The following is a 23,792-nucleotide window of genomic DNA, read 5'->3' on the forward strand; positions in this document are numbered from 1 at the left end:
TTTCTTTTTACCACTGAAAACACAGAGAAGACACTGAGTTTCACCGAGAGTTTTTCAAACTGATCGCTCCTGTTGGACAACCAGCAGCTACTTTTTCGGCGGTTTCTGTTAACCCTTTTTCAAGTTCTTCATTGAACGGAACACCAATTTCCACATCAAAACCGCGGCCAATGTACGTGAATCCAAATTTCTCGGTATATTTTTCAGTCAGGCGAACACAAATTCCGCACTTGATACACTTTTGTGCCTCGTAAACCACCGATCCATGGTTCATCAGCTTTGTCATGCTGCGGCGCTCGCTGGCTTTAAACCGTTTCTGATCGGCCTTATACTGGTCAGAATAAATTCGTAGTTTGCAAGCATCAATCGCGCGGCAATCGCAATGCAGGCAACGTTTTGCCTCTGCTATCGCTTCCTCTTTTGAAAAACCAGAATAACCTCCACCCTCTGGAAACGTTCTTTTTCCTTCCACCGATTCCTTTATATACTCGGCATATTCGGCGGCTACCAGCTTTCCAACCCGGGAATTAAACAAGCGCGGCTCTCCTTTAGGAGACTGCCCATTTAAATATTGCAAAACGGCAAATGCCACTTCCTTTCCCTGACCAACAGAACGAACCGCCAAACGCGACGATCTCAAAACGTTTCCGATAGCGAATACTTTTTCGTCGGAAGTCTGATAAGAATCTTTGTCAGCAACAATTCCTTTTGGAGTTGCTTTCAAACTGAACTTTTCAGAGGATTCAGAAAGCGTCCCACTGGCCAAAACAATCGCATCAAAATCAGCTTTCAACCTCTCAAACAATTCAGCGTTGATCTCCTTTCCGCCCAAAAACTCAACACCCGGGCTCAGAATCGCTTCAATTTCCTTATCCAATACTTCTTTGCTCAGAACTTCGTCGTTGATCTCAGTTCTGAGCAATCCTCCTGCTTTTTCATTCTTATCAAACAAACTAACCTGAATACCTTTTAGCTGAAGGTAGTAGGCTGCAGCGAGACCTGCAGGACCTGCACCAATTACCGCCACTTTCTTTCCTGTTTTTTCAGCAGGAACAATTTTTGGTTGAACTCCTTCGTCCCCGACAAAACGTTTCAACAGACAAATAGAAACCGGTTGATCCACCGTTTTACGATGACAGGCCCCTTCACACGGCGCCGGACAAATCCTCCCCAAAACAGCCGGCAGAACGATGTCGTGCTTTACAATTTCAAGAGACTCGTCAAACTTCCCGGCGGCTATCAAACGATTCATCAACGGAATATTCATATGTGCGGGGCATGCCACCTGGCAAGGAGCTTCGCAATCGCCGGTATGCTCGCTCAACAGAAGTTCAAGTGCCATTTTCCGCGATTCAACCACCTCTTCCTCATCGGTAATAATGTCCATTCCATCCAGCGCCTTTACCGAACACGAAGGCAACAATTTTCCGGTGGAGCGGTCTTTCACCATGCACAACATGCAGGAAGTAAAATGCTCCAGCTCATCGTGCCAGCACAAATTGGGAATATCGATGCCCAGTTGCTGCGCCGCCTTCATTACCGAAGTGCCTTCTTCAATCTGAATTTCCTTGTTATTTATTTTGAGTTTGATCATCTTTTTCTCGCAAAGGCGCAAAACCGCCAAGTCTAATTATGCTCTTTTTGTATTTCAACTTCAATCTTCCTTCGATTATGATCAGGATGACGTTCTCTCAACTTTGAACTATTTCACATGCTTCTTCAAAACCGGGTAAAGCTGGTCAGCCAGCTGTACAAAACCAAAGTCAGTCAGGTGAACGCCGTCAACTGTAGTTTCCTGACTATGTCCGATTAAATCGTCCGCCTTCACATAGTAGATATTCTGGTCACCCTTCTTTTTCTGTGCATCGAAGATTTGTTTCAGGGTAATGTTCTTGTCAACTACTGCTTTATGCACGTTTTGATCGAAATACATGTGCGGATACAAGATATTCTCGACCATAATTATCTGTGTTGCCGGCTTTTTCTCTCTTATGATTTCCAGAAAACGATCGTATTTTTCTTTCATTAAATCGGCAGTAACATTGGGCAAACAGTCAATGACAAAACACGATGCATCGATGGTTGCCATTGCTTCTGCCACCTCGTAATCCAATTTGCCATTTCCGCTAAAACCAAGATTGATGATCTCGCGATCCAACATACGGGACAAAATATTCGGATAAGCCATTCCTGCCCTCGAAGCACATCCTCCCTGTGTAATGCTGGTTCCGTAAAACACAACCGGCTTCCCCGTTTGAGGCGAATTGACCACTGGCGCTTTGATCTCAGCCGAAGGAAGTACTCCAATCTCCAACTGAGCGAGCCCGTCGTACAGAGGGAGATACAACATATACTCCTTTTCTCCTTCCGGCATATTTTGAATGATCACTACCTGCGAGGTTTTCCCGGTAGGACGAGCAGAATTCACAAACTGCCACTTGCCGTTTTCCAGGCAATACAAATCAAGTCCCTTGATTCCCGTCATCGTAAAATGGTTCATAACCACATCGCCGGTAACTTCCCATTTGGCGCCAATAGCCGTTGAATTGGTCCGGAAACGAATCGCCAGTCCACTGCAATTTTTCGATAAATTCCATACCGGAGGACGGGTTACATCCTGCAAAGTGGCAGGTAAGCGCTCGTAACGGTTTTGGGTATCTTCAAATCCCTTTCCAATAACCGGCAAAGTGGAAGCGTCCACGTATTTCAGGCTGTCGGCGGTAATGGCCATTGCAGCCATGGGGAAAACTACTATCAGAAATATCAATAAATGTCTCATGTTATACTTTTTAAAATTCTATTTCACGTCAATTGCATCAACCGGACAGGCGGCCCTGCAGGCATCGCATTTAATACACAGTTCGGTATTGATGCTGTGCTTTTCGTGCGGGGTGAACGGAATCGCGTCAACCGGGCATTTCTGCACACATTTGGTACAACCGATACAACCATCGTTTACAGAATAAGTGATTAAATCGGCACATTTTCCGGTCGGACAAACACCGTTGATATGAGCTTCGTATTCGTCACGGAAATATTTCAATGTACTCAACACCGGATTCGGAGCCGTTCTTCCCAAACCGCACAAACTTCCTTTTTTTGTCCACTCCGCCAATTTTTCCAGCTCTTCAATATCGCCTTGTTTCCCTTTTCCTTTCGTGATGTTTTCGAGGATATCCAGCATTCGGCGTGTACCCACCCGGCAAAAAGTACATTTTCCACACGATTCTTCCTGTGTAAACGACAGAAAATAGCGGGCAATATCCACCATACAATCGGTTTCGTCGAGGACCACCAATCCACCGGATCCCATCATCGCTCCCATTTCCTGCAGCGACTCAAAATTTATCGGGGTATCAGCATATTCAGCAGGAATACAACCGCCGGATGGTCCACCGATTTGAACGGCCTTAAACTTTTTGCCATTGGCAATTCCACCGCCAATCTCGTCAATCACCTCCCGAATGGTGATTCCCATCGGAACCTCTATCAGTCCGCCCCGCGCCACTTTACCCGCCAACGCAAAAACCTTTGTTCCGGTGCTTCGGGCAGTGCCGATCTCGGCAAATTTCTCCCATCCTTCGCGTAAAATATAAGCAATCTGGGCAAACGTTTCGGTATTGTTGACAAGAGTTGGCTTTCCGAATAATCCGCTTTCAGCCGGAAATGGCGGACGAATCCTCGGAAAACCGCGGCTTCCTTCAATCGAAGCAATCAAAGCTGTTTCTTCGCCGCACACAAATGCTCCTGCTCCTTCATAAATCTGAAGATCGAGACTAAACGAAGTCCCCAGTATATTTTCGCCCAGCAGATTATTCTCTTTGCAGATTTTTAATGCTTCACGAATACGGGTAACTGCCAGCGGATATTCAGCCCGAATATAAAAGTAGCCATGATGAATACCCGTAGCATAAGCCGCAATCACCATCCCTTCAATGATTCGGTACGGATAAGATTCGAGCAGCATTCGATCCATAAAAGCGCCGGGATCTCCCTCGTCACCATTACAAATCAGGTATTTAATCTCGCTTTTCTGTTTTTTTACGGCCTCCCATTTTATACCACTGGGAAAACCGCCGCCACCACGACCACGGATGCCGCTTTTCATGACCTGCTCCACCACATCGTCGGGTGATAGAGTATCGAGAGCTTTTTGCAGAGCTGAAAAACCACCGCGCCTTTTGTATTCGTTTATATCCAGCGGATTGATCATTCCTCGGTATTCTGTTGCAATCGGCAACTGATTTCCAAGAAACGACGCCACCGGTTTCTCGCGCATGCTAATTTCGTAGCGCTGCACACCTTCCCAGTTTCGGTCAGTCTGGATGGTTTCAACGGCGTGAATCAGTTTATTTTTTAAGCGGGTGAGCAGCCCCGGTGCATCAAAGTGACTTTCAACGATGCCTTTTACATCTTCAGGTTTTACCTTCGCATATAAAGTTGGTTCCCCTTCATTCGGCACCACTTCCACCAATGGCACCTGATGGCACATCCCCACGCAACCGACGTGTTTCAGATTCACCCGCAGCCCGCTTTCGTTGACCACATGCTCTACTTCCTCCTGAATCTCCTTACTGCCACTGGCCACGCAGCATGAACCCAGGCCGATCCGAATTTCGCCCTGAATTTCAGTTCCGTCGGCTTTTCGTGCCTTCTTCAGGTCGCGTTTTCCTTTTATGCTTTCAAAATCCTCTATAATCTGCCCCACCTGATCGGATGCCACATGACCGTATGTCGTTCCATCGATCTGAACAACAGGGGCCAGTGTACAACAACCCAGACAAGCCACTTTTTCAATGGTATATTTTCCAACAGAATCGGTATTAATTCCATCGGCTAATTTTAATTCCCTCCGAAAAGCATCGTACACCTGGACCGCACCTTTTACATGACAGGCAGTACCCACACATACCTTGATCATGTGCTCGCCCACTGGGTGCAGCCGAAACTGCGAGTAAAAACTTGCCACCCCGATTATTTCTGCAGCAGAGATTTCCGACTTTTCAGCCAGGTAACGCAATGCCTCTTCCGGAAGATAGTTGTACTCCTTCTGAATAGCCTGCAGAATCGGAATAAGACTCTTTTTTGAAGCGCCTTTTTCTGTAATCAGGTGGTCAATATATTGATTGTATTCTGTCATTTTAACTTTTCACAAAGCGTAAATACGCTCATTCTATTTTCCGATACAGTACAAATTCTTGTCTCCCCGGATATAAATTCTGCCGTCAGCAAAAGCCGGAGTTGGCCCTGAGTGTTCGCCTAATTCGTTATCACTGATCTTTTTCAATTTCTTCCCAAATTCGTACACGTGCATTACACCGTCATTATCCATCATAAACAGCTTGCCATCTGCCGTTACCGGCGATGAATACAAAGTTGTCCCCAGATCGTCCTCCCAATATTGTTCTCCTGTTTTAGTATCGTAGCAAACCAACACGCCGTAACTTGTTGCAACAAACAACAATCCATTGTATGCCAGCGGACTGGCGGCTTCAGGAAGATATTCATCGTTTTCCCATACAACCGATGCCGTTTTTGGATCAATCGCCACCAGACGGGCGTATTCATTGGCAGCAAAAACCAATCCGTCAGAAAAAGCCACCGAAGGCCCAACTTCGCCCATCATACACTCCACCTGCCAGAGTTCTTCCCCTGTTTCAATGTTATAACCGGCCACAATCGGGTCGGAAGTAAGTAATAGCTGGTATTTCCCGTCAACCTCTCCCAGAACAGGGCTGGCCCACGAAATTTTACAGGCCCGGGTAGTTTCCCAAACCGTTTCTCCGCTTGTATTATTCAACGCCAGCACTTTGCCGCCGCGGTTTGTATCGTACTGAACAAACAGTTTCCCGGCCCAGGTAATCAGCGACGAGGAATGTCCGTAATGGTTGTTCGGAACGCCCAGGTTTCGTGCCCACAGACGTTTACCATTCATATCAAAAGCGATAACGTCGCCGCTGGCAAAAATGGCAAAGACAGCTTTTCCATCGGTAGTCAGCGAAGAGGCTGAAAGCCCCGTGTCGGGAGTAACCTTGGGCATTGCAGCTGGCGATCCCTGGATATTATTGGCAACACCCGTCCAAAGGAGTTTACCGGTGTTCCGGTCGTAACAATATACTTCGCGTGCATTGTTATCCGCGCCGGCAATAAAAATCTTGTCGCCCCAAATGATCGGAGAATTGAATCCGTGCTTTGGAATCGGCGATTTCCACAAAACATTTGTACCAGCGGCCCCATCCCACTCGGTTGGGATATTTTTAGCGTAACTAACTCCCTGTCCGAGCGGTCCTCGTAATGAATTATGATTTGTTTTTAAAGCCGCCAATGTCAACCCGGAAGATGCCGCAGCAGTTTTTTGAGGTGCTTTTGCTTCCACCGTTTCCTTCTGCTCTTCCACTTTCTGCTCTGTCTCTGCTTCGGGTGTCGTTTCAGATTGTTTCACCGGCTCTGTGGCTGGTTCAGCTTCAGATTCTGATGGTTTACTTTCAGTAACGGGATTTTGACCTACTTCAATTACTTCGATCTGTTCTTCCTGTTGATTGCTTTCATTTTCAGCCACCAAACTGACAGCATCATAATCCTTGAGATGATTTACCGTAGCAAAACCAGCCACAACAGCCAGCGCCATCACAAGCACACCAACAATGACAATCCCTTTTTGTGCCAAAATTCGGCTGGCGATTTCATTTTCCAGTTTCGCATCAGGTTCTTCAATCTTACTCTTGGCTGAATAATAAACCCGCAGCGCAAACGCCAAAACAACAGTCCCAAACAGAATCAGATAAGCGCCTGTTTTCACCTGCCACTGACTGTTGAAATAAGCCTTTCTGGCCAAGAGGTCAAAAGCACGGATCTCAGCTTTCAATTCCTCGTTATTGGGCTCTTGTTTCAACCTTTGCACAAGTGCTTCGAGAGCCTTGCTTTCAATGGGATCGCTTTTGGATACCTGCCAGAAGTTCAGCAACAAAAGGATGGCCACTGCCGTGCAAAATATTCCGGCAATCAACGCGATGTTTTGTGCTAATTTTAATTTGTCGTTATTGGTCATATTTTTTGGTTTGAAGCAGGAAGCACGAAGTCGGAAGTTTGGGTCCGAATTTCATGCCTGCCTGGCATCTTTTTATTTGCGTTTCAATCTTGTTCCTCATTTGCGGCACATACATCTTTTCACTTCAATGTTTCAGTTGTGGATGTGCCTTTTATTCGCTTTGCTCATTTCACCCCGGTTAAAACCGGGGGTTATCCGTCAGTTGACGGATCCAACTCCTACGGAGTTCTTATTTCATTTCAATTGATAATCAGTCCAAATCTTTTTCAATTTGATCATTTATCCATTCTTCATTTTTCAACCGGACAGTAATCCACACAGCGTGCACAGCTGAAACAATTTCCGCGGTGAGGCTCGTAATCCTGCCGCTTGCGAAAAACCACCGTGTTTAATAAAGTCATGCCAATTACCAGTCCCATAAAACCTCCGGCAATCATGCTTCCTACATAAAATTTATCGCGGATGACTTCTGCTTCTTCCACAAGCTGTTCCATTGATTTTCCGGAAGCACGGAAGGTTTGAACATCTATGTTATCAAGATCTTCTTTAATCTCAGGTTTTGAAATCATAAGTTCTGCCAGATAAACCGTTGGATTGGCTTTTGACAAAAAGGTATGTGATTGTGCACCTACAAAAACTCCCAGTACTACCCACAACGGAATGATAAGTGCGTAGGTAATAAAACGTTTCGGTCCTAAACCCGACTTCACTACTTCCTTCTCGTTGGTTGGAAAATCGATCGCATCAAAAGGACAAGAGTTGGTACACAATTTACACTGAATACATTTTGACGGAGTGATGCTTAAATGCCATTTTGAAAAACGCGACATCCAACTTAAAAGAACTCCGTACGGACATAAAAAGCGGCAATACGGACGTGCCACAAACATTCCCATCAGTAAAAAGGCTACGCCTAAAACTACCATGTGAAACTTGGCATCCATTCTGAAAATCCCTACAAAAGGATCGTAGCGACAGATGATAAAATCGGTACCTGTGGCGGCAAACAATACTGCCAGCGAGAGGTATAGATAAGGAATCAACCCCAGCGTTTTATTCAGCCATTTGGGAAGACTGATCGGTTTCATCACCACCAGATCCTGAATGGCTCCCAACGGACATGCCCCGGCACAAAAAGTTCTTCCAAAAAACAGTGTAAATAATAGTGGCAACAGAAAAAACAAAAGTGCAGTCAGCGAAATTGCATAGGTTGCATCAAACAAGGTTAACGTTACATTTTGTATGGAACCAATACTGCAAATACATCCGTTTCGGTAAAAGCCAAAGTAAGCCAGCGTAAAAATCGACAGCCACAGGATTCCTTGCCGCGACCGGCTTTTTAATGCCAACCAGGTAGCTGCTGAAAGTACCAGCAATAAAACCAGTACATCAAAATATTCAAGAGCCAAAGCACGGGGCTCGGGCGTTACAGGAGAAGGTTGTGTATAGCCACTGTCGAACTCAGGCTTTGGAAAACGTTGCTGTTGTGCCGACAAGGAAAAAGTAGAAAGGAAAAAGACAAAGCTGAACAGTGCAAACTTTGTGTATTTCAATACGGCAAGTTTCCAGTCGCAGTTTTCAGTCACAGTCTTCATATTTAACACGTGACTCACAGCTAGCAACTCCTGGCTAATATCTATTTGATCTGTTTTATTCATTCAGTTTTAATCAATCTATGCTGGATTTGTCCAGCTACCTTTTACTTTGTAGGCCTGGCTTGCCTGAACCCGGCTTATGGCATCCGACGGGCAAACCCGCGCAATGGAACACTCGTTGCAGTTCACACAAATGTGATGCATAATTTGCAAGTGCAGCGAACCGTTTCCAAACGAAGTACACCCCGCCACACACTTGGCACAACCGATGCACAAATCTTCGATGATGTGGTATTCAAAATAAGGCTCTTCGATAAAACGACGTTCGATGGCGGCGGTGGGGCAAAGTTGGTTTTCGGCAGCTGTGCTGCGGGCGTTGGCATCAGGTTTCAGGTAACCTCCACAAAGATCGCAATAGCCGCAAAGATCAAAAGCATGTATACATTTCACTGCCGATGGCGACATCACGCATTCGGTTGCACAGCGTCCGCACTGTGTACATTTGAAAGGATCGATCTGCCAAACGTAGTCATCGGTAGTTACGCGGCGCAAAGCAGATGCACTCACCACTCCAAGCGAGAGCAGTAAAGAAGCCCTCACCCCGTTTTGGATGAATTTTCGCCGGCTTTGTGCTTTATTTTTCTCTTCCATCTCTCACCTCCTTTGCCTGCGGAAGTTCACATTTCACAAACTTTCCGCAACTCTTACATGTTGGAGAAACTGAACAACTGGCGCTTACTTTTTTATTCAAAATCAGGTAACCGGATGTTGCGGTCAATCCTCCCAACAAGAGAAGTCTGCCTCCTTTTTGTATGAATTTTCGTCTATCCATTTTTATCGAACTATTCTCAGTGTCTTCTCTGTGACCTCCGTGGTAAAAATTAGAACCACAGAGGTCACAGAGTTTTCACAGAGCTTTATTTTTTCTCAAACATCCTTAACAGCTTTCGGTCAAAATCCAGTGCGTAGATGTTTCCATCCTTATCCACTGAAACATCCGGAGCTTGTCCTTCCAGCTTGTCGTCAAACTTTGTGGGTGGAGCTACAACTCCCAGAAATTCCCCCGAGGGTTTGTACATTTTCACGCGCACCAATCCTTTTTCGCTGGTAACAAAACTACCGTCGGGCAAAAAACAGAAGTGTGCCGGGTTGCAGCAACCGCTAAAATTTTCGGTTTGGGCGCCGCTCGCACGCCAGTGCTCTCGCAGGTTCCCGTCTTCGGTATATTGTTCCAGTGTATGCAGTCCAGGATTCACCACCCACAGTTCGTCGTATTCCGTAATGTCCATATCAAAATAAGGACTCGGGATAATAAAACCGTGAAGGTCGTCAGCACTTGCTTTTCCCTCAAACTCCCCAATCAACTCACCGTCTTTAGAATACCTCACAATTCTCCGGTTTCCGGCATCAGCCACAAAAACATTGTTTTGATCTGCAGCAATAGCCGTGATAAAAGTATTCTCTCCCGCCAAAGACCATTCTTTTTGAAGTTCTCCGCGCATATTTAAAACCTGAATATGATTTTTAAAACCGATATAAATCATTCCGCTGTTTACTTCCACGGTTGTTGGTTCATCCTGGAAATCAGTCTCCAGCAAAAGCTTACCGGAATTATCAATCAGCTTTAACTTTTTGTCGCCCACCAGGTAAATGGTATCGCCTGAAATCGTAATTCCGGCGGGCGTTTCAAAGCCTACTTTAAAATTTTTGGTTTCTTTATACAAAACCAGTTCTTCCGGAACATTTTTAAAAGCATCAACATTGAATTCGAATTTATTCGCCTCCATTTTATCGGGGCGTTTCGACATCCAATCGCCCACCATAACAGCGATAATTACCACTGCCAACACGATCAGAAATATGACAATACCTTTATTCTTCATTTCTTAGATATTCAAATCGATACAAACCATTGTTTTCGAATCACGCATTAACAGATAACCGTCAGCCAATGCAAAGGGAGCCCATGCGTCGTGCGCATCTTCGATTACTTTCACCTGATCGAGCTGAATATATTCCTTGGTACTTGGCCGGGCGATGGTAAGCGTTCCGTCGTCGTTCAAAATAAATAGCTTGTTATCAGCCATAAAAAAAGGACCAAGGCCAAAGCGTGTTTCCTTTCCGCTCGACCACACTACCTTTTTAGTATCCGCCGGATTCACGCAAACCAACTGATTGCGCAGTGCTCCTCCGTCTTTTGGCAAAATACCAAACAAGAAGCCGTTCCAGTAAATGGGAGTTTGTTGTTCGCAGGCCAAACCATCCTTGGGACTGTATTCATCAATGGGCGCAATACTGAACTTGTCGCCACTCTCCGAAAGCTGCAAAACCATGCTTCCTGCCCCGTAGCCGGCTGTCATAAAAATCTTTCCATCGGGCAAACAAACCGGCGATGGCGCCACCACCGAGTGGTTCCATGTATTAGTTTCCCAAAGAACAGAACCGGCATCCGGACCATCGGCAGCAACTCCCAACATTCCTCCAATGGCGCTGTACACATACATTTTTCTTCCGCCAAAAGTAAAAGGCAGGATCGAAGAATGCGACATTTGCCAGCCATGAGGATTGGGTGTTTCCCAAAGTTTTTCACCTGTGGCGCAATCAACAGCCAGCATCATCTGACTTCCGCCGGCTGCAAGAATAGCCACACCGTTATCGATGATCGGACATTGCCCGGTGTACCAAAACGGAATTTCGGTTCCGTATTCCTTTACAATATCAAGTCCCCAGCGAAAATCGCCGGTTTTACGGTCTAAGCACATTACGTGACATTTGGGACCGATCGTAACAATATAATCTTCGGTTACAGCCGGAATAGTCCGCGACATTCCATGGTTTCGTTTAACCGTAACGTCGTAACCTCGGCTCCACTGTTCTTTCCCGTCAACCAGCGAAAAACACCGCAATTTATCAGCCCTTTCTTCCTCGTCGTAATCCATAACGTAAGCCAAACCTTTGTAAATGGCAGCCCCCGAATGGCCTTCTCCCAACTCAACTGACCAAAGAATTTTAGGTCCTTCTGCCGGAAATTTATCAATTAGTTTAACCGGTGACTTTGAAATATTGTCGTAATCGGCGCCCCTGAAATTGGTCCAGCTTTCAATTAATTCCTTGTAATCCGCGGTATATTCTTCGAAGTGTTCGCCAATGTTTACTTCCTGCACAAAAGCGTTTCCTTCGCCCCGGTTATCGGCCCCTTCCAGATTAACTGTAAACTCGCGCGTGGGGTCAGTGTTCATCCACCAAAACAGTGCGACGAAGCCCAACACTCCGACCGAAAACAGGATAATATTTATTGTTTTTTTAGTCATTGAATACAACGTGCGAGTAATGAAAAAATACTCCGGAATTATTCATTTAGATTAACTCCAATCCTTAATAAAGTGTTTCATTACTCGTATCTCTCCATCTATTTTGCTTTAATATCATAAACCATCAGCACATCGCCGTGACGCAGAAACAGTTTCCCGTCGGCTATAAACGGATGTGCCCAGTGCGGGCCTGCTCCCTTTTTAATTTTGAATTCGCTGATCACTTTAAATCCATCCGGATCGGGTTCAACCAAGCCCACATTGCCACGTTCGTTGTAGGCATACAACAGTCCGTCGGCCATTACCAACGCACCTTTCGTATCCCACTCGGCTACGTATTTGATTTCGCCCGTATCCCATTTCATACAAACCCAGCGTCCGCGTTTGTTGTCAAACCAGTTTGATCCGTACAAACAACCGTCGTACAAAATCACGCCGTGATGGTGGTTATCAAACGTGTGATCCACAAATTTCTCGGTAACCGATGTTCCGGTTGAATCCATTTCGAGCATTACGGCCGGGTAATCATAGCCCATGGTCAGAAAAATCTGGTTGTCGTTGAATACCGGCGTATTGGTCCAGATAAGCCCGTTGTCCTGCCATTTCCATTTTTCAGGATTGAAGTAGCTGTAGCTCCAGGCAATCACTCCTGTTTCGGGCACAATGGCCAAAAGATGGGTACCGATCACTGCCAGAATATAGCGGAAGCCATTCCACTCGTAAATAGCTGCCGATGCATAAGCCCGCGGTCCGCCCAGGGATTTGGTTTTCCAAACTTCTTCGCCGGTCATTTTATTAAGTGCCACAACACTTGTTTCATGTCCGCCGGGCGAAACAATCACTTTATCATCGCAGATCAACACGGTTTCTGAATTTCCCCACACGTGGTATTCTCCCTGGTAGTTTTTGTCGACGTCCACTTCCCAGATCGTAGAACCGTCTTCTTTATTGATACAGGAAACCTGTCCGGTTCCACTTTGCACATAAATGCGATCCGCTTCCACCACTGGTGTACTGCGGGTATCGGGGAACGATTTATTCCAGGAACGGCCGTAAGGAACCTGCCACTTTATACTTCCGTCGGGGTTGATAGCAGTTAAATGATCCAGGGTATCGATCATACCGGTCACATAGATCATTCCATCCACCCAAATGGGTGACGACCATCCTACTCCGATTTTCTCCACTTCCAGCACCTGTTGCGGACCATCTTCGGGCCATTCCTTTAACAGTCCGGTTTCGGTGAAAATGCCATCGCGATCAGGTCCGCGCCACTGCGTTATTTGCGCAGAAGCGCTCCAACCGATTAAAACAGAGATGAGTACAAAAAGAAATCTTTGCATGTTCATTTATTTAGTTGGTTTTTCTTTCAATCCGTTGCTTTCCGATCTAACTATTTGATCTTATAAGCGATCAGCGCATTGCCGTGACGCACCAGCAAACGGCCGTCGTTAATAACCGGATGCGCCCAGTGCTGGGCCGATCCGAGGTCAACTTTAGTTTTGCTGATCATTTTAAATTCTTTTGGGTTGACACTAACCAAGGCCAGTTCTCCCCGCTCGCTGTAACAATAGAGTTTTCCGTCGGCGGCAATTACCACTCCCTTTGCAATATCTTTGGCCGCATAGGTTTCTTCGCCTGTTTCCCAGTTTACACAACGCCACTCGCGCGCATTATCTCCCGATCCGTAGAGGTAGCCATCCAGCAGAACAATGCCTCCCATCCGGCTGTCGAGCTCAGTTTTTGCCCAGGCTTTGCTAACGCTGCTTCCATCGGCACTAAGAATGAGTTTTACACCACCCTGTCCGTAACCACTAAAGCAGAAAAGTCCACCGTTGTAATACACAGGCGTATTGGCATGCACTTTCCAGCGGTTGGTCTGCGGGTAATCCCACAACAAGTCTCCGGTTTTTGCATCGAGGCCAATAATATGATCAGCGGTGTGGGTTACCAGTAATTTACGGGCCGGAAGCTCTATCAAAAGCGGTGTACAATAAGCTGACGGCTCGCCTTTGCCGGGCGAACTCCAAACCAGGTTTCCGTTGAAACGATTAAGTGCCACTACATTGTTTGTTTTACCTCCGGGCGTTACATACAACAAGTCGCCATCGATCACAACCGTTTCGGTTACCCCCCAGGTTATGTTTTCGCCCCCCAACTCCTTCAACACATTTTTACTCCATTTCTTCTCGCCGTTGGCAGCATTCATACAAACCAATTCGCCCAGGCCGCTGTACATGTACAAAAGATCTCCGTCGACTACCACACTGGTTCGTGCCCCCGGGTAGCTTTCCGAAAACTCTTTTCCATAAGGAGCCTTCCATTTTAATTTTCCATCCTGCGACAAGGCATAAACATAGCCGGTCTCTTCCACCATTCCTGATACATAAATAGTATTATTGGCAATTACAGGGGAAGAATGTCCGTCTCCCAGTTCTTCAAACGACCAAAGAATTTCGGGCCCGTCAGTCGGCCACTCGTTCAACAAACCGGTTTCGTGGTAAACACCAGTGCCATTGCCTCGCCATACAGTTGGGTTTTGCGCTGAAAGGTTTATGATAAATAAATAGGTAGGCAAAAAGAGTAACAATGCTTTTTTATTCATAACACGGCTTTTTGATTGTGCTCTAAAAATAGAATCAATCTGCCATATTACCAATGGTTTAAGGTTATTTAGGAGCCATCTAAATAGTAAGCAATGTTTACAATTTGTTCAGGATTCATTAACAATTACAGAAGAGGCGTCTAATCGTCCAATCGAGCCAAAACAGCATCAATAATTTCCTTTTCAGAAGTGGTTTCAACATCCAAAACAACCGTCTTTGTCAGCTCAAATTTATGGATAAGATCATCCAGCAAATCCTTTCTGAATGAAAGAATCAAATGATTCTCCTGCTTGCGAATTCGTTCTGTCAGGGCACGCCCCCAGCCCTCGCCTTTAATTTCGAGCTTACCAACTTCATCCACCAGCACCACCTGGTGATCTGCTTTCTGAAGCAGGGTTTCGCCCCAATCAAAAGCGGCATGGTTAACGGCATATTTCCCGACACCTGTTAAAGAAGGCTCTTTCGCAACCCTCAGGAAATCGATTCTTTCCCTTGTAGCTGCATTTACCAAATCGTAACCGACGGTTTCCTCCTCGTGCATCAATCGTTCAGAATAAAAGCCGGCAACCGGAATTTGCTTTTCCTGCAAGGCTGCCAAAAGCTTTTTCAGAACAGTGGTTTTACCAGCCCCCACCGCCCCGGTGATCACAAAAACCGATGGCAACGAACCAGACGATCTTATTTGCTGCAATCGGTAATCGGCAAAGCCCATTATCTGCTGAACAAACAACATCGGATTTTTAAGAACGGTCTTCAAATCAGGAGTATTGGCGATCATCACCGGCAGGCTTTCCACCGAAAGTTCCAGCGCCAGCGGAAGTTGCTTAAAATAGCTCCGGGCAAAATACGCCCTGATTTTCGGGTTGTACAGCTCGGTTCCAAGCACCGTAAATCCCATGATCAGCACAATCGCGCGCAGGTTCATTTCCACACCAATCAGCAAGGCATCGGCAATGGTTTTAGTATCGGATGATAATCTCGTGAAAACAAAAGCTGTAACAAGTGTGATCAGCACAAAAAATATCCAGAATCTTGGACGAACCAGTTGCCGCAAAGCTCTTTTGTAGCGAAAAGCCCACACCGTTACAATCACTACCACCATTGCCACCCAGGCACCAAAAGGAATCCGGTTGATCGAAAACAATGTGCCGACCAGTAATAAAACATTCAACACCAGCCACCAAACAGAATAGGGAAAGTCGGTGCTTTTTGAACCGAAACCCGTGCTCTCTGCCTCCTTTTTAAAATGCGTAGCCGGAATAGAAGGCTGCTTCTTCAACTTTCTTCCGGTACTGATCCCCATTAAAGCAGACAGAGCACCGAACAAGGCATAAATTCCCAGCAGAATCAGTATCGGTGTCCACACAGCATCGAACCTGAGCCCGAGCTGTTTCTCTGCATAGATCATCAGGTTTTTATATACTTCCACAATGTTGTAGCCGTAAAAAATGATGTAATTGAAGATCTTCTGAAAAAGATTCCAACTCATAGCCAGCACCGATCCCAGCACAAAACCCGCCACTGTACGCCCCAGCAGGCGAACCGAAAATTCAAGAAGCAGGGCTTCACTGAAAATAGCGATCATCGGCCCAAAAATAACTGCACTGGGCGACATGGTTTTCATCAAAGCACAAATCAAACCGGCCCGCCAGAAAAGCCCTTTTTCGCTCCATTTATAATGTGCGGAAATAAGAATAACAATTCCGATGGCCGTTAGAATGTTCCCACTGAAAGGGACACGCAGGTTGTGCAAAAAGCTTCCCAAAACAATTTCAGACGAAGCCCAAACCGTTCCTAAAATGGCTGCTTTGATCCACTTATCATTGAGGTGAGAGATTTTATTCATTTTGAAAATACGGATATAGAAAACGAATGTCAATCATCGTTGCCCTGATTCAATAAGCATAAAGCACATAAGTATCTTTTTTTGTTCAAAGCATCAAACAAAATATCCTGATTTTTGGGAACCTGGTGAAGTTATCTTCCAGAGTAGTATTTCGATTTACTGTTGTCCGGGAAGGAAGAGTGACAGACAAACAGATTGCGTAAAAAAACACAGCATCCCTTCAGAAACAAAAAAAGCCTCATCAAAAATGATGAAGCTTTCTATTGTGTTTATGTTTTTTTCAGCTATTCTGTAACTGATTTTGCCACCCGTTTGCGGTCGTGCTCGTTCAGCAAAATCTTACGGATACGCATGTGGTTCGGTGTTACTTCAATGTACTCGTCGTTGCGAATGTACTCCATGGCTTCTTCCAATGAAAACTTGATGGCTGGTGCAATGCTTGTTTTTTCATCGGAACCCGAAGCACGCATGTTTGTCAATTTCTTTGTCTTAACAATATTCAGTGTCAGATCGTCCAAACGCGTATTTTCTCCAACTACCTGGCCCATGTACACGTCTTCTCCCGGATCCACAAAGAAACGTCCGCGATCCTGCATTTTATCGATTGAATAAGCAATAGCAGTGCCTGTTTCGAGCGAAATCAAAGCTCCGTTTCGCTTGATTCCCAGCTCCCCTTTCCAGGGTTCGTAACCTTTCAGGCGGTGAGCCATAATTGCTTCTCCTTCGGTGGCGGTCAGCATTTGATTACGCAAACCGATCAAACCGCGTGCAGGAATAAAAAACTCCAGATGCGAACGGTCATCGTTTACTTCGATGTTGGCAATTTCGCCTTTGCGGGCCGTTACCAGTTCAATTACTTTTCCGGAGAAAACTTCCGGTACCTGAACGGTAAGTGCTTCTACGGGTTCGCATTTTACCCCGTCAATCTCCTTGATAATAACTTTGGGCTGCCCCAACTGTATTTCGTAGCCTTCGCGGCGCATGGTTTCCACCAGGATCGACAAGTGAAGAATTCCGCGGCCGTACACCAAAAACGAGTCGGCCGAGTTGGTTTCTTCCACACGCAAAGCCAGGTTCTTTTCTGTTTCCTTGTACAGTCGGTCACGCAACTGACGCGAAGTAACAAATTTCCCGTCTTTGCCGAAAAAAGGTGAGTTGTTGGCCACAAACATCATGCTCATGGTAGGCTCGTCTATTTGAATCGCTTTTAATCCTTCAGGATTTTCGATGTCGGCGATGGTATCGCCAATATCAAAACCTTCGAGACCAAGCACTGCACAAATCTCACCTGACGGTACCGGTTCTTTTGTTTTTTCTTTTCCCAGACCTTCAAACAAGTAGCACTCTTTGGCTACTGATTTTACGATTGTTCCGTCACGTTTTACCAGCGAAACAGGTGCCCCGGGAATCAATTGTCCGCGGCTTACTTTTCCCACTGCAATCCTTCCGGTATAGGAAGAATAGTCGAGCGAAGTAATACGCATTTGCAATGTTCCTTCTTTATGTTTAGATGCCGGAATGTGTTCCAGGATGGTGTCGAGCAGGTAAATGAAATCTTCGGTGGGTGTTTGCCAGTCAGGTCCCATCCAGCCGGCTTTGGCCGAACCGTAAACCGTCGGAAAATCCAATTGTTCTTCGGTGGCGTCCAGGCTAAACATCAGGTCGAAAACCTTTTCCTGTGCAATATCAGGCGTACAGTTTTCCTTGTCTACTTTGTTAACCACCACAATTGGTTTCAGCCCCAGTTCAATGGCTTTCTGCAACACAAAACGCGTTTGCGGCATCGGCCCCTCAAAAGCATCAACAATCAGCAAAACGCCATCGGCCATGTTTAGCACACGCTCAACTTCGCCCCCAAAGTCGCTGTGCCCGGGAGTATCAATGATGTTGATTTTAGTGTCTTTATACCGTACCGAAACGTTTTTGGAGAGGATGGTAATTCCGCGTTCCCGCTCCAGATCGTTGTTGTCGAGCAAAAGCTCTTGTACTTCCTGGTTGTCGCGAAACAGTTTTACCTGGTGTAGAATGCGGTCAACCAGCGTAGTTTTTCCGTGGTCAACGTGGGCGATGATCGCAATATTTCTGATTTCTGCCATTTTCAATTTTTATAATCCATTCAACCAACAGCCAAACGAGCGAAATGTTTTCGTTGTCAATAATTTACCACCGAAAAAAGCATTTCTTTGGAATTGGCGCGCAAAAGTAAGAAAGTTTTGGATTAAGAAGGGTTTTTAAAAATGTCTTAAAAGCTAGTTTGGCAAAAATTTAATATGCATGAGCTACTATCGATGAAAGAATTATATCATTTCCCTTGCTTTAATTTCAAGGTATTTATTAATCAAATTAACGGAAAGGCTTTCCGGAGCAGTCAATAGAGCCATTATTCCTGCCCGTTTCAGCTCTCTCACCATACGTTTTTTGTCGTGAACAAATTTCCTTGCCATGGAATGTATGTACACTTCTTCGAGATTATGAGAACGACTGTCAGCCATTTGAAGCACCTCGGTATTTTCGAAAAAAACGACCAAAAGCAAGTGCCTGCCTGCCAGCCTCTTCAGATAAGGCAGCTGTCTTTTTAGCGATGGAATACCTTCGAAGTTTGTGTACAATATCAGCAACGAACGTTGCTTGATTTTGGCAGAAACTGTTGCATACAGTTTTTCGTACGAAGGCTCGCAAAAATCGGTTTGCTGATTATACAGCACTTCCAGAATTCGTTGCAAATGTCCGCCCTTTCGATCGGGATGAATAAAGGAATGAATTTGATTAGAGAAGGTAAGCAATCCGGCACGGTCGTGTTTATACATGGCCGTATTCGAAATGATCAAACTGGCGTTAATCGCATAATCCAACAGCGTCATTCCATTAAACGGTATTTCCATTACCCGCCCCATATCGATAAGCGAGATAACCTGTTGCGAACGTTCGTCCTGGTATTGATTCACCATCAGGGCAGCCCTTCGTGCTGTTGCTTTCCAGTTAATGGTCCGCGAATCGTCGCCCGGCACATATTCACGAATCTGGTCAAATTCGGAATGTTGTCCCACTTTACGAATACGCTTTACCCCGACATCTTCCAGCCGGTTGGAAATGGCCATCAGTTCAAACTTTCGCATACTGATAAACGAGGGATAAACTGCCACCGATTCGGGCCGGCTGCCTTTTATACGTCGCTGAACCAATCCCAGCATCCCGGAAATATAAACATTGGTATTGCCAAACTTATATTCTCCACGGGTAAGAGGCTTTAAAAGATAATCCAATTGATAACTTTCACCCGCAGAAAGCTGTCCACTAACCCAAAAGTCTCGTTTCTGAAACTGAGGTGGCAATTCCTCGATGATGCCAAAATTAAGCTTAGCAGGGAAAGTGCTCCGAATCGTTACAAGTACGGGGTTATCGTCACCAAGTGAGAAACGGGCCGGCAGTGTTCGCTGAATATCCAGTTTCCCTCCAGGGAAAAACAACCAGACTATGTCGGTCAATGTAAGTACAAGCATCACCAAAAGAGCCAGGCGGGCCGCGAAATACATCCACGAAAAAGAATAACTCAGCACAAATACGCTAACAATTAGCAGCAAACTGAGAAAAAAACGTTTGGTAAGATATATGCGGCTCTCTCTTTTATTCATAAACGATTGTATTATCGAACAAAATTAGCGCGGTACTTCTATGGATTGAACCAATAACTTTACCATCTCTTCGGGACGAATGCCTTCCATTTCCTTATCGGGCGACAAGATGATACGATGGCACAAAACAGGTGCAATCACTTCTTTAATATCGCTGGGAGTAACAAAACTACGCCCGTTCATGGCAGCAATGGCTTTGGCTGCATTCATAATATGAATAGCAGCGCGAGGCGAAGCTCCCAGATAAATATCTTTATGATTGCGTGTGGAAGAAACGATACGTGCAATGTAATTTTTAAGCCCTGGCTCAATGACCACTTCGAAAATCTGCTTCTGAAAAACTACCAATTGACTGGCAGTCAATACGGGCGAAATAACTTCCGTTTGCAACTGGCCTCTGGCTTCGTCATGGAAATTCAGAATCTGTTCTTCCTCTTCCACCGTAGGGTAATTCACAATTATTTTGAACAGAAAGCGATCGAGCTGCGCTTCGGGCAAACGATAAGTTCCCTCGTGCTCAATAGGATTTTGTGTAGCAAACACAAGAAATGGCAAAGGCATTCGGAAACTCTGTCCGTCAACCGAAATCTGTCTTTCCTCCATCACTTCGAACAGGGCCGACTGTGTTTTCGCGGGAGCCCGATTAATCTCATCAATCAATACCAGGTTTGAAAAAACAGGGCCTTGTTTAAATTGAAATTCGCCTTTGCCCATGTTATAGACCGAAGTCCCAATTACATCCGAAGGCATAAGGTCGGGCGTAAACTGAATGCGCGAAAACCCGGCATCAACCGACCTGGCAAGCAATTTTGCAGCCAGGGTTTTGGCAACTCCCGGCACTCCTTCAATCAAGGCATGCCCATTGGTTAATAGCGCAACAAGCAACAGGTCGATCATTTGCTCCTGCCCTACAATTACCTTGGCAAGCTCGGCCTTTATTTTCAATACTGCTTCACCCAGTGCGGCAAACTCATTGCCGGTTTCAAACATGTTATTCTCGTCCATATTCATTTTCTTTTGATTTTAGCTTTATGATTGTCGTTTGGTCGCTACTTGACGGCTATCGCGATAAAATTGTTCTACCAGGCTATTAAACTGAAAAAGCTCATCCTCATAAACCTGTTTTTTCTCCGACAATACCTGGTACCGTTTAAAAATCATTTTAACCGTTTTTTCGCTCACTCCCGACTTTTGGGCCAGTTTCCGATAAAAATCATCACTATTGTCAAAACGCACAAAATACCTTGAATTGATGTATTCTAAAAAAGCTGCAAATATTTTTCCGACCAGGTCTTTGTGGTCTTTCTGATTGTAATACAAAAGTCCGATGGTTTGCACAAAATCGAGCGACAGGTTGTTTTTGGCTTTTAAGACAGGAATTACCCTTTGCCGCCGCAATACATTGGTAACAATATAAAAAACCAGCCCAATCAACAAAGTCCAGTAAGCTGCCGCCAGACTCTTGTTCGCTAAAATAATTTTAAGCGGCGATCTGTTATCAATGCGAAAAGGCTTGTAATACTCATCCCATTCCAATGTTCCTGTTGGCATGGAAAACCATCCAAGTAACTGTTCCTGGTAGCTGCTGTTGTTGTACAAAGTATGGTAATTTGTAAATACCAGGGGTGCCGAGTGCAACAGAAAATTCCCATTCCCACATGGTATTTTTATAAAGTTAAGGTTGTTGTTCCCCTTCCCCAACGGAATCGCCTGCGACGAATCGGCTAAACTGAACCAGGAGGATTGTACATTTTTCCGAAACTGAAGACTTTCGCCCCAACTACTGCCATCCCAAACCTGCAAAGTAGTTACCGAATCAGCCACAGTAATTAGTTTATTCTTTATTTCAAACTTAAATGAATCGGCCAATGCTTCATTAAAATAATTGGCTGCTATAAAAACATCGGCTCCCAAACCTGCCTTTCTGTAAAGAAAATCCATATCAAGCGAGTCGGGATTGAAATTATTGGTTACAATCAACAAACTGTTACGCAAGTCGCTTCCTTCTCTTTCATATTCATAAAAACTGGTGCGAACATCGGTTACCGCAGCATTCGGAAATAAAGTATCCAGTTCATGCCGTAAAACCCAGGTTCCAAATGGTATTTTGTCGTTTCCCGAAAAGGATTGTCTCCAGTCAACATCTTGCGGAGCAATTGATTCGAGGTAAACCAACAACGCGAACAACCCGGTTATCAGCATTATATATTTGAAAGATCCTTTCATTCGTCGTCCTTTGTTTGGAGCCTGCTCATTAGGTTCTGAAAACCGGAGTTCACCCACTGAAACTGTTCTTCTGTCAATTGAAAGTCGCCATACCAAACATAATCAAAAACCAGTGTTTGCTGTTGAAACTGCCTACGTATTTCGGGTTGTGTAATTTCAGCCAGATAGTCGCGGTTGGTTTTATCGCGGTGCCAGGTAATGTAAGCCTTTTCATCCAATATTTTCAGAAGTTGCAAATAGTGATACCTCACGCAAAGTCTCAGGGCTCCTTCGCTTAGCGCCTTCTCGGCCAATTCTGCCAAATCAATACCGGAAATATCTTCATCGGGAATGCTCACAATTCCCAAGCGGTTTTTATTCTCCTTGCCCAAAAACCATTTTAATTTTGTCCCGGATAACTGCAACACAACAAACAGGACAATCGCCACCAAAAACATGTAACGAATAACAGGACCAGCCCCCTCTTTACCAAACAAAAATTTCAGTAGCTTATAAAAATAATAACGCACTTTATTCCACAGGGTATTGGAACGATATACATCGTTTTCGTACTGAAAATCCTTGTCATTTTTATACTCCTCCAGCCGGGTTTTATCAAAGTTTCTTTCCTCTGAAGAAACATTTAAAGCCCAAACCATACCTCCTCCTGCCCCACCTGAACCAATAAGCAGAAAAACCAATACAACTATTTGCAGCAATAATTTATTCATTTACTTCTTCGGCGAGCTTATCAATTTTTGCCTGTAGAGTAGGACGCTCTTTTACTTCAACCAAACTGAAATACTGAATAGCCACAAAAATCAAAATAACAGTATAGGAAAGGGTTTGAAAAATGGAAATGATGGATGACATAACCAAATAACCGGTTGAGAAGATTTGTGGTTCTTGATTAGCTGATACAGCATGAAATGTTTTGAGCGCCGTGGTAATTATAAGCGGAAGGGAAACCACTATGCTAAAAATATAAACAATAAGTCCGGCAATAATGATGATTCCAAAAGTTTTCCACCAGTTGTCTTTTATGATGTCAAAGCTACGATTCATAGCTGTTCCCATACCAACTTCTTCGAAAATGAGAACCGGAGGAACAAGCATAAAAACTACGCCAAGATAAATACCGGGCACTACCAGAAAAATACTGGCTATTATTATCATAACAAAAGTGGTGAAATAGACCATAAATAATTTAAGCCCTATTCTTAACACACCAGGCCATAGTTCCTCGGGAGTAAAGTCACCTTTTTTCTTTAGGTGCAAATCCATATATCCGTAAACCACCGCAGTTAATACAGTATAATTCAAGATTTGAATTATATAACTGGGTATTGCCCTCAGTAAAGTAAACTTTCCGAAAGACTCGCCAGGCGTCATATTCTGTAGCGAATCCAGTAAGCTCATTTGCGAATAAACCAATAATATACCGGAGAGGATAAAAAACGGCAACACGTAAATCAGAAATGTTTTTCCCAATCGTTTAAATTCCTGTCGGATAAAGTCAAACGAATGGTTCATTACCGTTCCAAAATCA

Annotated in this window: 17 protein-coding genes; all 17 read right to left on the reverse strand. The window is 44.9% G+C overall.

The features are described 5' to 3' along the window. Nucleotides 1-40: 40 nt before the first annotated feature. The 17 genes from INQ51_RS01595 to INQ51_RS01675 all read right to left on the reverse strand — a co-directional run bounded on the left by INQ51_RS01595 (nucleotide 41) and on the right by INQ51_RS01675 (nucleotide 23,734). Nucleotides 41-1,594, reverse strand: a complete 1,554-nt coding sequence (locus INQ51_RS01595) for an FAD-dependent oxidoreductase (protein WP_233376149.1) — start codon at nucleotides 1,592-1,594, stop codon at nucleotides 41-43. A gap of 108 nt (nucleotides 1,595-1,702) precedes the next feature. Further along, a complete protein-coding gene (locus INQ51_RS01600) occupies nucleotides 1,703-2,779 on the reverse strand; it encodes an SGNH/GDSL hydrolase family protein (RefSeq protein WP_233376150.1) in 1,077 nt (358 codons plus the stop codon). A gap of 18 nt (nucleotides 2,780-2,797) precedes the next feature. Continuing rightward, nucleotides 2,798-5,140 carry an NAD(P)H-dependent oxidoreductase subunit E gene (locus INQ51_RS01605; protein ID WP_233376151.1) on the reverse strand — a complete coding sequence of 781 codons (2,343 nt, stop codon included), beginning with the start codon at nucleotides 5,138-5,140 and terminating at the stop codon, nucleotides 2,798-2,800. A gap of 33 nt (nucleotides 5,141-5,173) precedes the next feature. Further along, complete coding sequence (locus INQ51_RS01610) at nucleotides 5,174-7,048, reverse strand: PQQ-binding-like beta-propeller repeat protein (RefSeq protein WP_233376152.1); 1,875 nt, start codon at nucleotides 7,046-7,048, stop codon at nucleotides 5,174-5,176. A gap of 290 nt (nucleotides 7,049-7,338) precedes the next feature. Next, nucleotides 7,339-8,706, reverse strand: a complete 1,368-nt coding sequence (locus INQ51_RS01615; protein WP_233376153.1) for a 4Fe-4S binding protein — start codon at nucleotides 8,704-8,706, stop codon at nucleotides 7,339-7,341. 15 nt (nucleotides 8,707-8,721) lie between these two features. Beyond that, nucleotides 8,722-9,294, reverse strand: coding sequence for a hypothetical protein (locus tag INQ51_RS01620; RefSeq protein ID WP_233376154.1), 573 nt, complete (start codon nucleotides 9,292-9,294; stop codon nucleotides 8,722-8,724). A gap of 266 nt (nucleotides 9,295-9,560) precedes the next feature. Beyond that, complete coding sequence (locus INQ51_RS01625) at nucleotides 9,561-10,526, reverse strand: hypothetical protein (protein WP_233376155.1); 966 nt, start codon at nucleotides 10,524-10,526, stop codon at nucleotides 9,561-9,563. Between the two features lie 3 nt (nucleotides 10,527-10,529). Next, nucleotides 10,530-11,954: a PQQ-binding-like beta-propeller repeat protein gene (locus tag INQ51_RS01630; protein ID WP_233376156.1), complete on the reverse strand. Its 1,425-nt coding sequence runs from the start codon at nucleotides 11,952-11,954 to the stop codon at nucleotides 10,530-10,532. Nucleotides 11,955-12,052: 98 nt separating this feature from the next. Continuing rightward, entirely contained in the window at nucleotides 12,053-13,297 is a 1,245-nt protein-coding gene (locus tag INQ51_RS01635; RefSeq protein ID WP_233376157.1) for a PQQ-binding-like beta-propeller repeat protein, read from the reverse strand. 50 nt (nucleotides 13,298-13,347) lie between these two features. Beyond that, a complete protein-coding gene (locus INQ51_RS01640; protein ID WP_233376158.1) occupies nucleotides 13,348-14,559 on the reverse strand; it encodes a PQQ-binding-like beta-propeller repeat protein in 1,212 nt (403 codons plus the stop codon). Nucleotides 14,560-14,699: 140 nt separating this feature from the next. Then, complete coding sequence (locus INQ51_RS01645; protein ID WP_233376159.1) at nucleotides 14,700-16,406, reverse strand: nucleoside-triphosphatase; 1,707 nt, start codon at nucleotides 16,404-16,406, stop codon at nucleotides 14,700-14,702. Nucleotides 16,407-16,690: 284 nt separating this feature from the next. After that, nucleotides 16,691-18,502 (reverse strand): translational GTPase TypA, encoded by a 1,812-nt coding sequence (gene typA / locus INQ51_RS01650; RefSeq protein WP_233376160.1) that lies wholly within the window; start codon nucleotides 18,500-18,502, stop codon nucleotides 16,691-16,693. A gap of 201 nt (nucleotides 18,503-18,703) precedes the next feature. Then, a complete protein-coding gene (locus tag INQ51_RS01655; protein WP_233376161.1) occupies nucleotides 18,704-20,038 on the reverse strand; it encodes a DUF58 domain-containing protein in 1,335 nt (444 codons plus the stop codon). 24 nt (nucleotides 20,039-20,062) lie between these two features. Continuing rightward, nucleotides 20,063-21,049 (reverse strand): AAA family ATPase, encoded by a 987-nt coding sequence (locus INQ51_RS01660; RefSeq protein WP_233376162.1) that lies wholly within the window; start codon nucleotides 21,047-21,049, stop codon nucleotides 20,063-20,065. A gap of 18 nt (nucleotides 21,050-21,067) precedes the next feature. Further along, entirely contained in the window at nucleotides 21,068-22,264 is a 1,197-nt protein-coding gene (locus INQ51_RS01665) for a hypothetical protein (RefSeq protein WP_233376163.1), read from the reverse strand. After that, nucleotides 22,261-22,974: a DUF4129 domain-containing protein gene (locus INQ51_RS01670; RefSeq protein WP_233376164.1), complete on the reverse strand. Its 714-nt coding sequence runs from the start codon at nucleotides 22,972-22,974 to the stop codon at nucleotides 22,261-22,263. The genes INQ51_RS01665 and INQ51_RS01670 overlap by 4 nt, the downstream gene beginning before the upstream one ends. After that, nucleotides 22,967-23,734 carry a hypothetical protein gene (locus INQ51_RS01675; RefSeq protein WP_233376165.1) on the reverse strand — a complete coding sequence of 256 codons (768 nt, stop codon included), beginning with the start codon at nucleotides 23,732-23,734 and terminating at the stop codon, nucleotides 22,967-22,969. Before INQ51_RS01675 ends, INQ51_RS01670 begins: the two co-directional genes overlap by 8 nt. Nucleotides 23,735-23,792 lie beyond the last annotated feature (58 nt).

Origin of the sequence: Maribellus sp. CM-23 (genome assembly GCF_021354595.1) — a bacterium.
GTDB lineage: Bacteria > Bacteroidota > Bacteroidia > Bacteroidales > Prolixibacteraceae > Draconibacterium.

What these genes read in the sequence shown, in the direction of transcription:
- INQ51_RS01635 (WP_233376157.1), bottom strand. Translation starts at nt 13,297, where the DNA reads ATGCAAAGATTTCTTTTTGTACTCATCTCTGTTTTAATCGGTTGGAGC.
- INQ51_RS01625 (WP_233376155.1), bottom strand. Translation starts at nt 10,526, where the DNA reads ATGAAGAATAAAGGTATTGTCATATTTCTGATCGTGTTGGCAGTGGTA.
- INQ51_RS01645 (WP_233376159.1), bottom strand. Translation starts at nt 16,406, where the DNA reads ATGAATAAAATCTCTCACCTCAATGATAAGTGGATCAAAGCAGCCATT.
- INQ51_RS01655 (WP_233376161.1), bottom strand. Translation starts at nt 20,038, where the DNA reads ATGAATAAAAGAGAGAGCCGCATATATCTTACCAAACGTTTTTTTCTC.
- INQ51_RS01605 (WP_233376151.1), bottom strand. Translation starts at nt 5,140, where the DNA reads ATGACAGAATACAATCAATATATTGACCACCTGATTACAGAAAAAGGC.
- typA (WP_233376160.1), bottom strand. Translation starts at nt 18,502, where the DNA reads ATGGCAGAAATCAGAAATATTGCGATCATCGCCCACGTTGACCACGGA.
- INQ51_RS01670 (WP_233376164.1), bottom strand. Translation starts at nt 22,974, where the DNA reads ATGAATAAATTATTGCTGCAAATAGTTGTATTGGTTTTTCTGCTTATT.
- INQ51_RS01615 (WP_233376153.1), bottom strand. Translation starts at nt 8,706, where the DNA reads ATGAATAAAACAGATCAAATAGATATTAGCCAGGAGTTGCTAGCTGTG.
- INQ51_RS01600 (WP_233376150.1), bottom strand. Translation starts at nt 2,779, where the DNA reads ATGAGACATTTATTGATATTTCTGATAGTAGTTTTCCCCATGGCTGCA.
- INQ51_RS01665 (WP_233376163.1), bottom strand. Translation starts at nt 22,264, where the DNA reads ATGAAAGGATCTTTCAAATATATAATGCTGATAACCGGGTTGTTCGCG.
- INQ51_RS01610 (WP_233376152.1), bottom strand. Translation starts at nt 7,048, where the DNA reads ATGACCAATAACGACAAATTAAAATTAGCACAAAACATCGCGTTGATT.
- INQ51_RS01630 (WP_233376156.1), bottom strand. Translation starts at nt 11,954, where the DNA reads ATGACTAAAAAAACAATAAATATTATCCTGTTTTCGGTCGGAGTGTTG.
- INQ51_RS01660 (WP_233376162.1), bottom strand. Translation starts at nt 21,049, where the DNA reads ATGAATATGGACGAGAATAACATGTTTGAAACCGGCAATGAGTTTGCC.
- INQ51_RS01595 (WP_233376149.1), bottom strand. Translation starts at nt 1,594, where the DNA reads ATGATCAAACTCAAAATAAATAACAAGGAAATTCAGATTGAAGAAGGC.
- INQ51_RS01640 (WP_233376158.1), bottom strand. Translation starts at nt 14,559, where the DNA reads ATGAATAAAAAAGCATTGTTACTCTTTTTGCCTACCTATTTATTTATC.
- INQ51_RS01620 (WP_233376154.1), bottom strand. Translation starts at nt 9,294, where the DNA reads ATGGAAGAGAAAAATAAAGCACAAAGCCGGCGAAAATTCATCCAAAAC.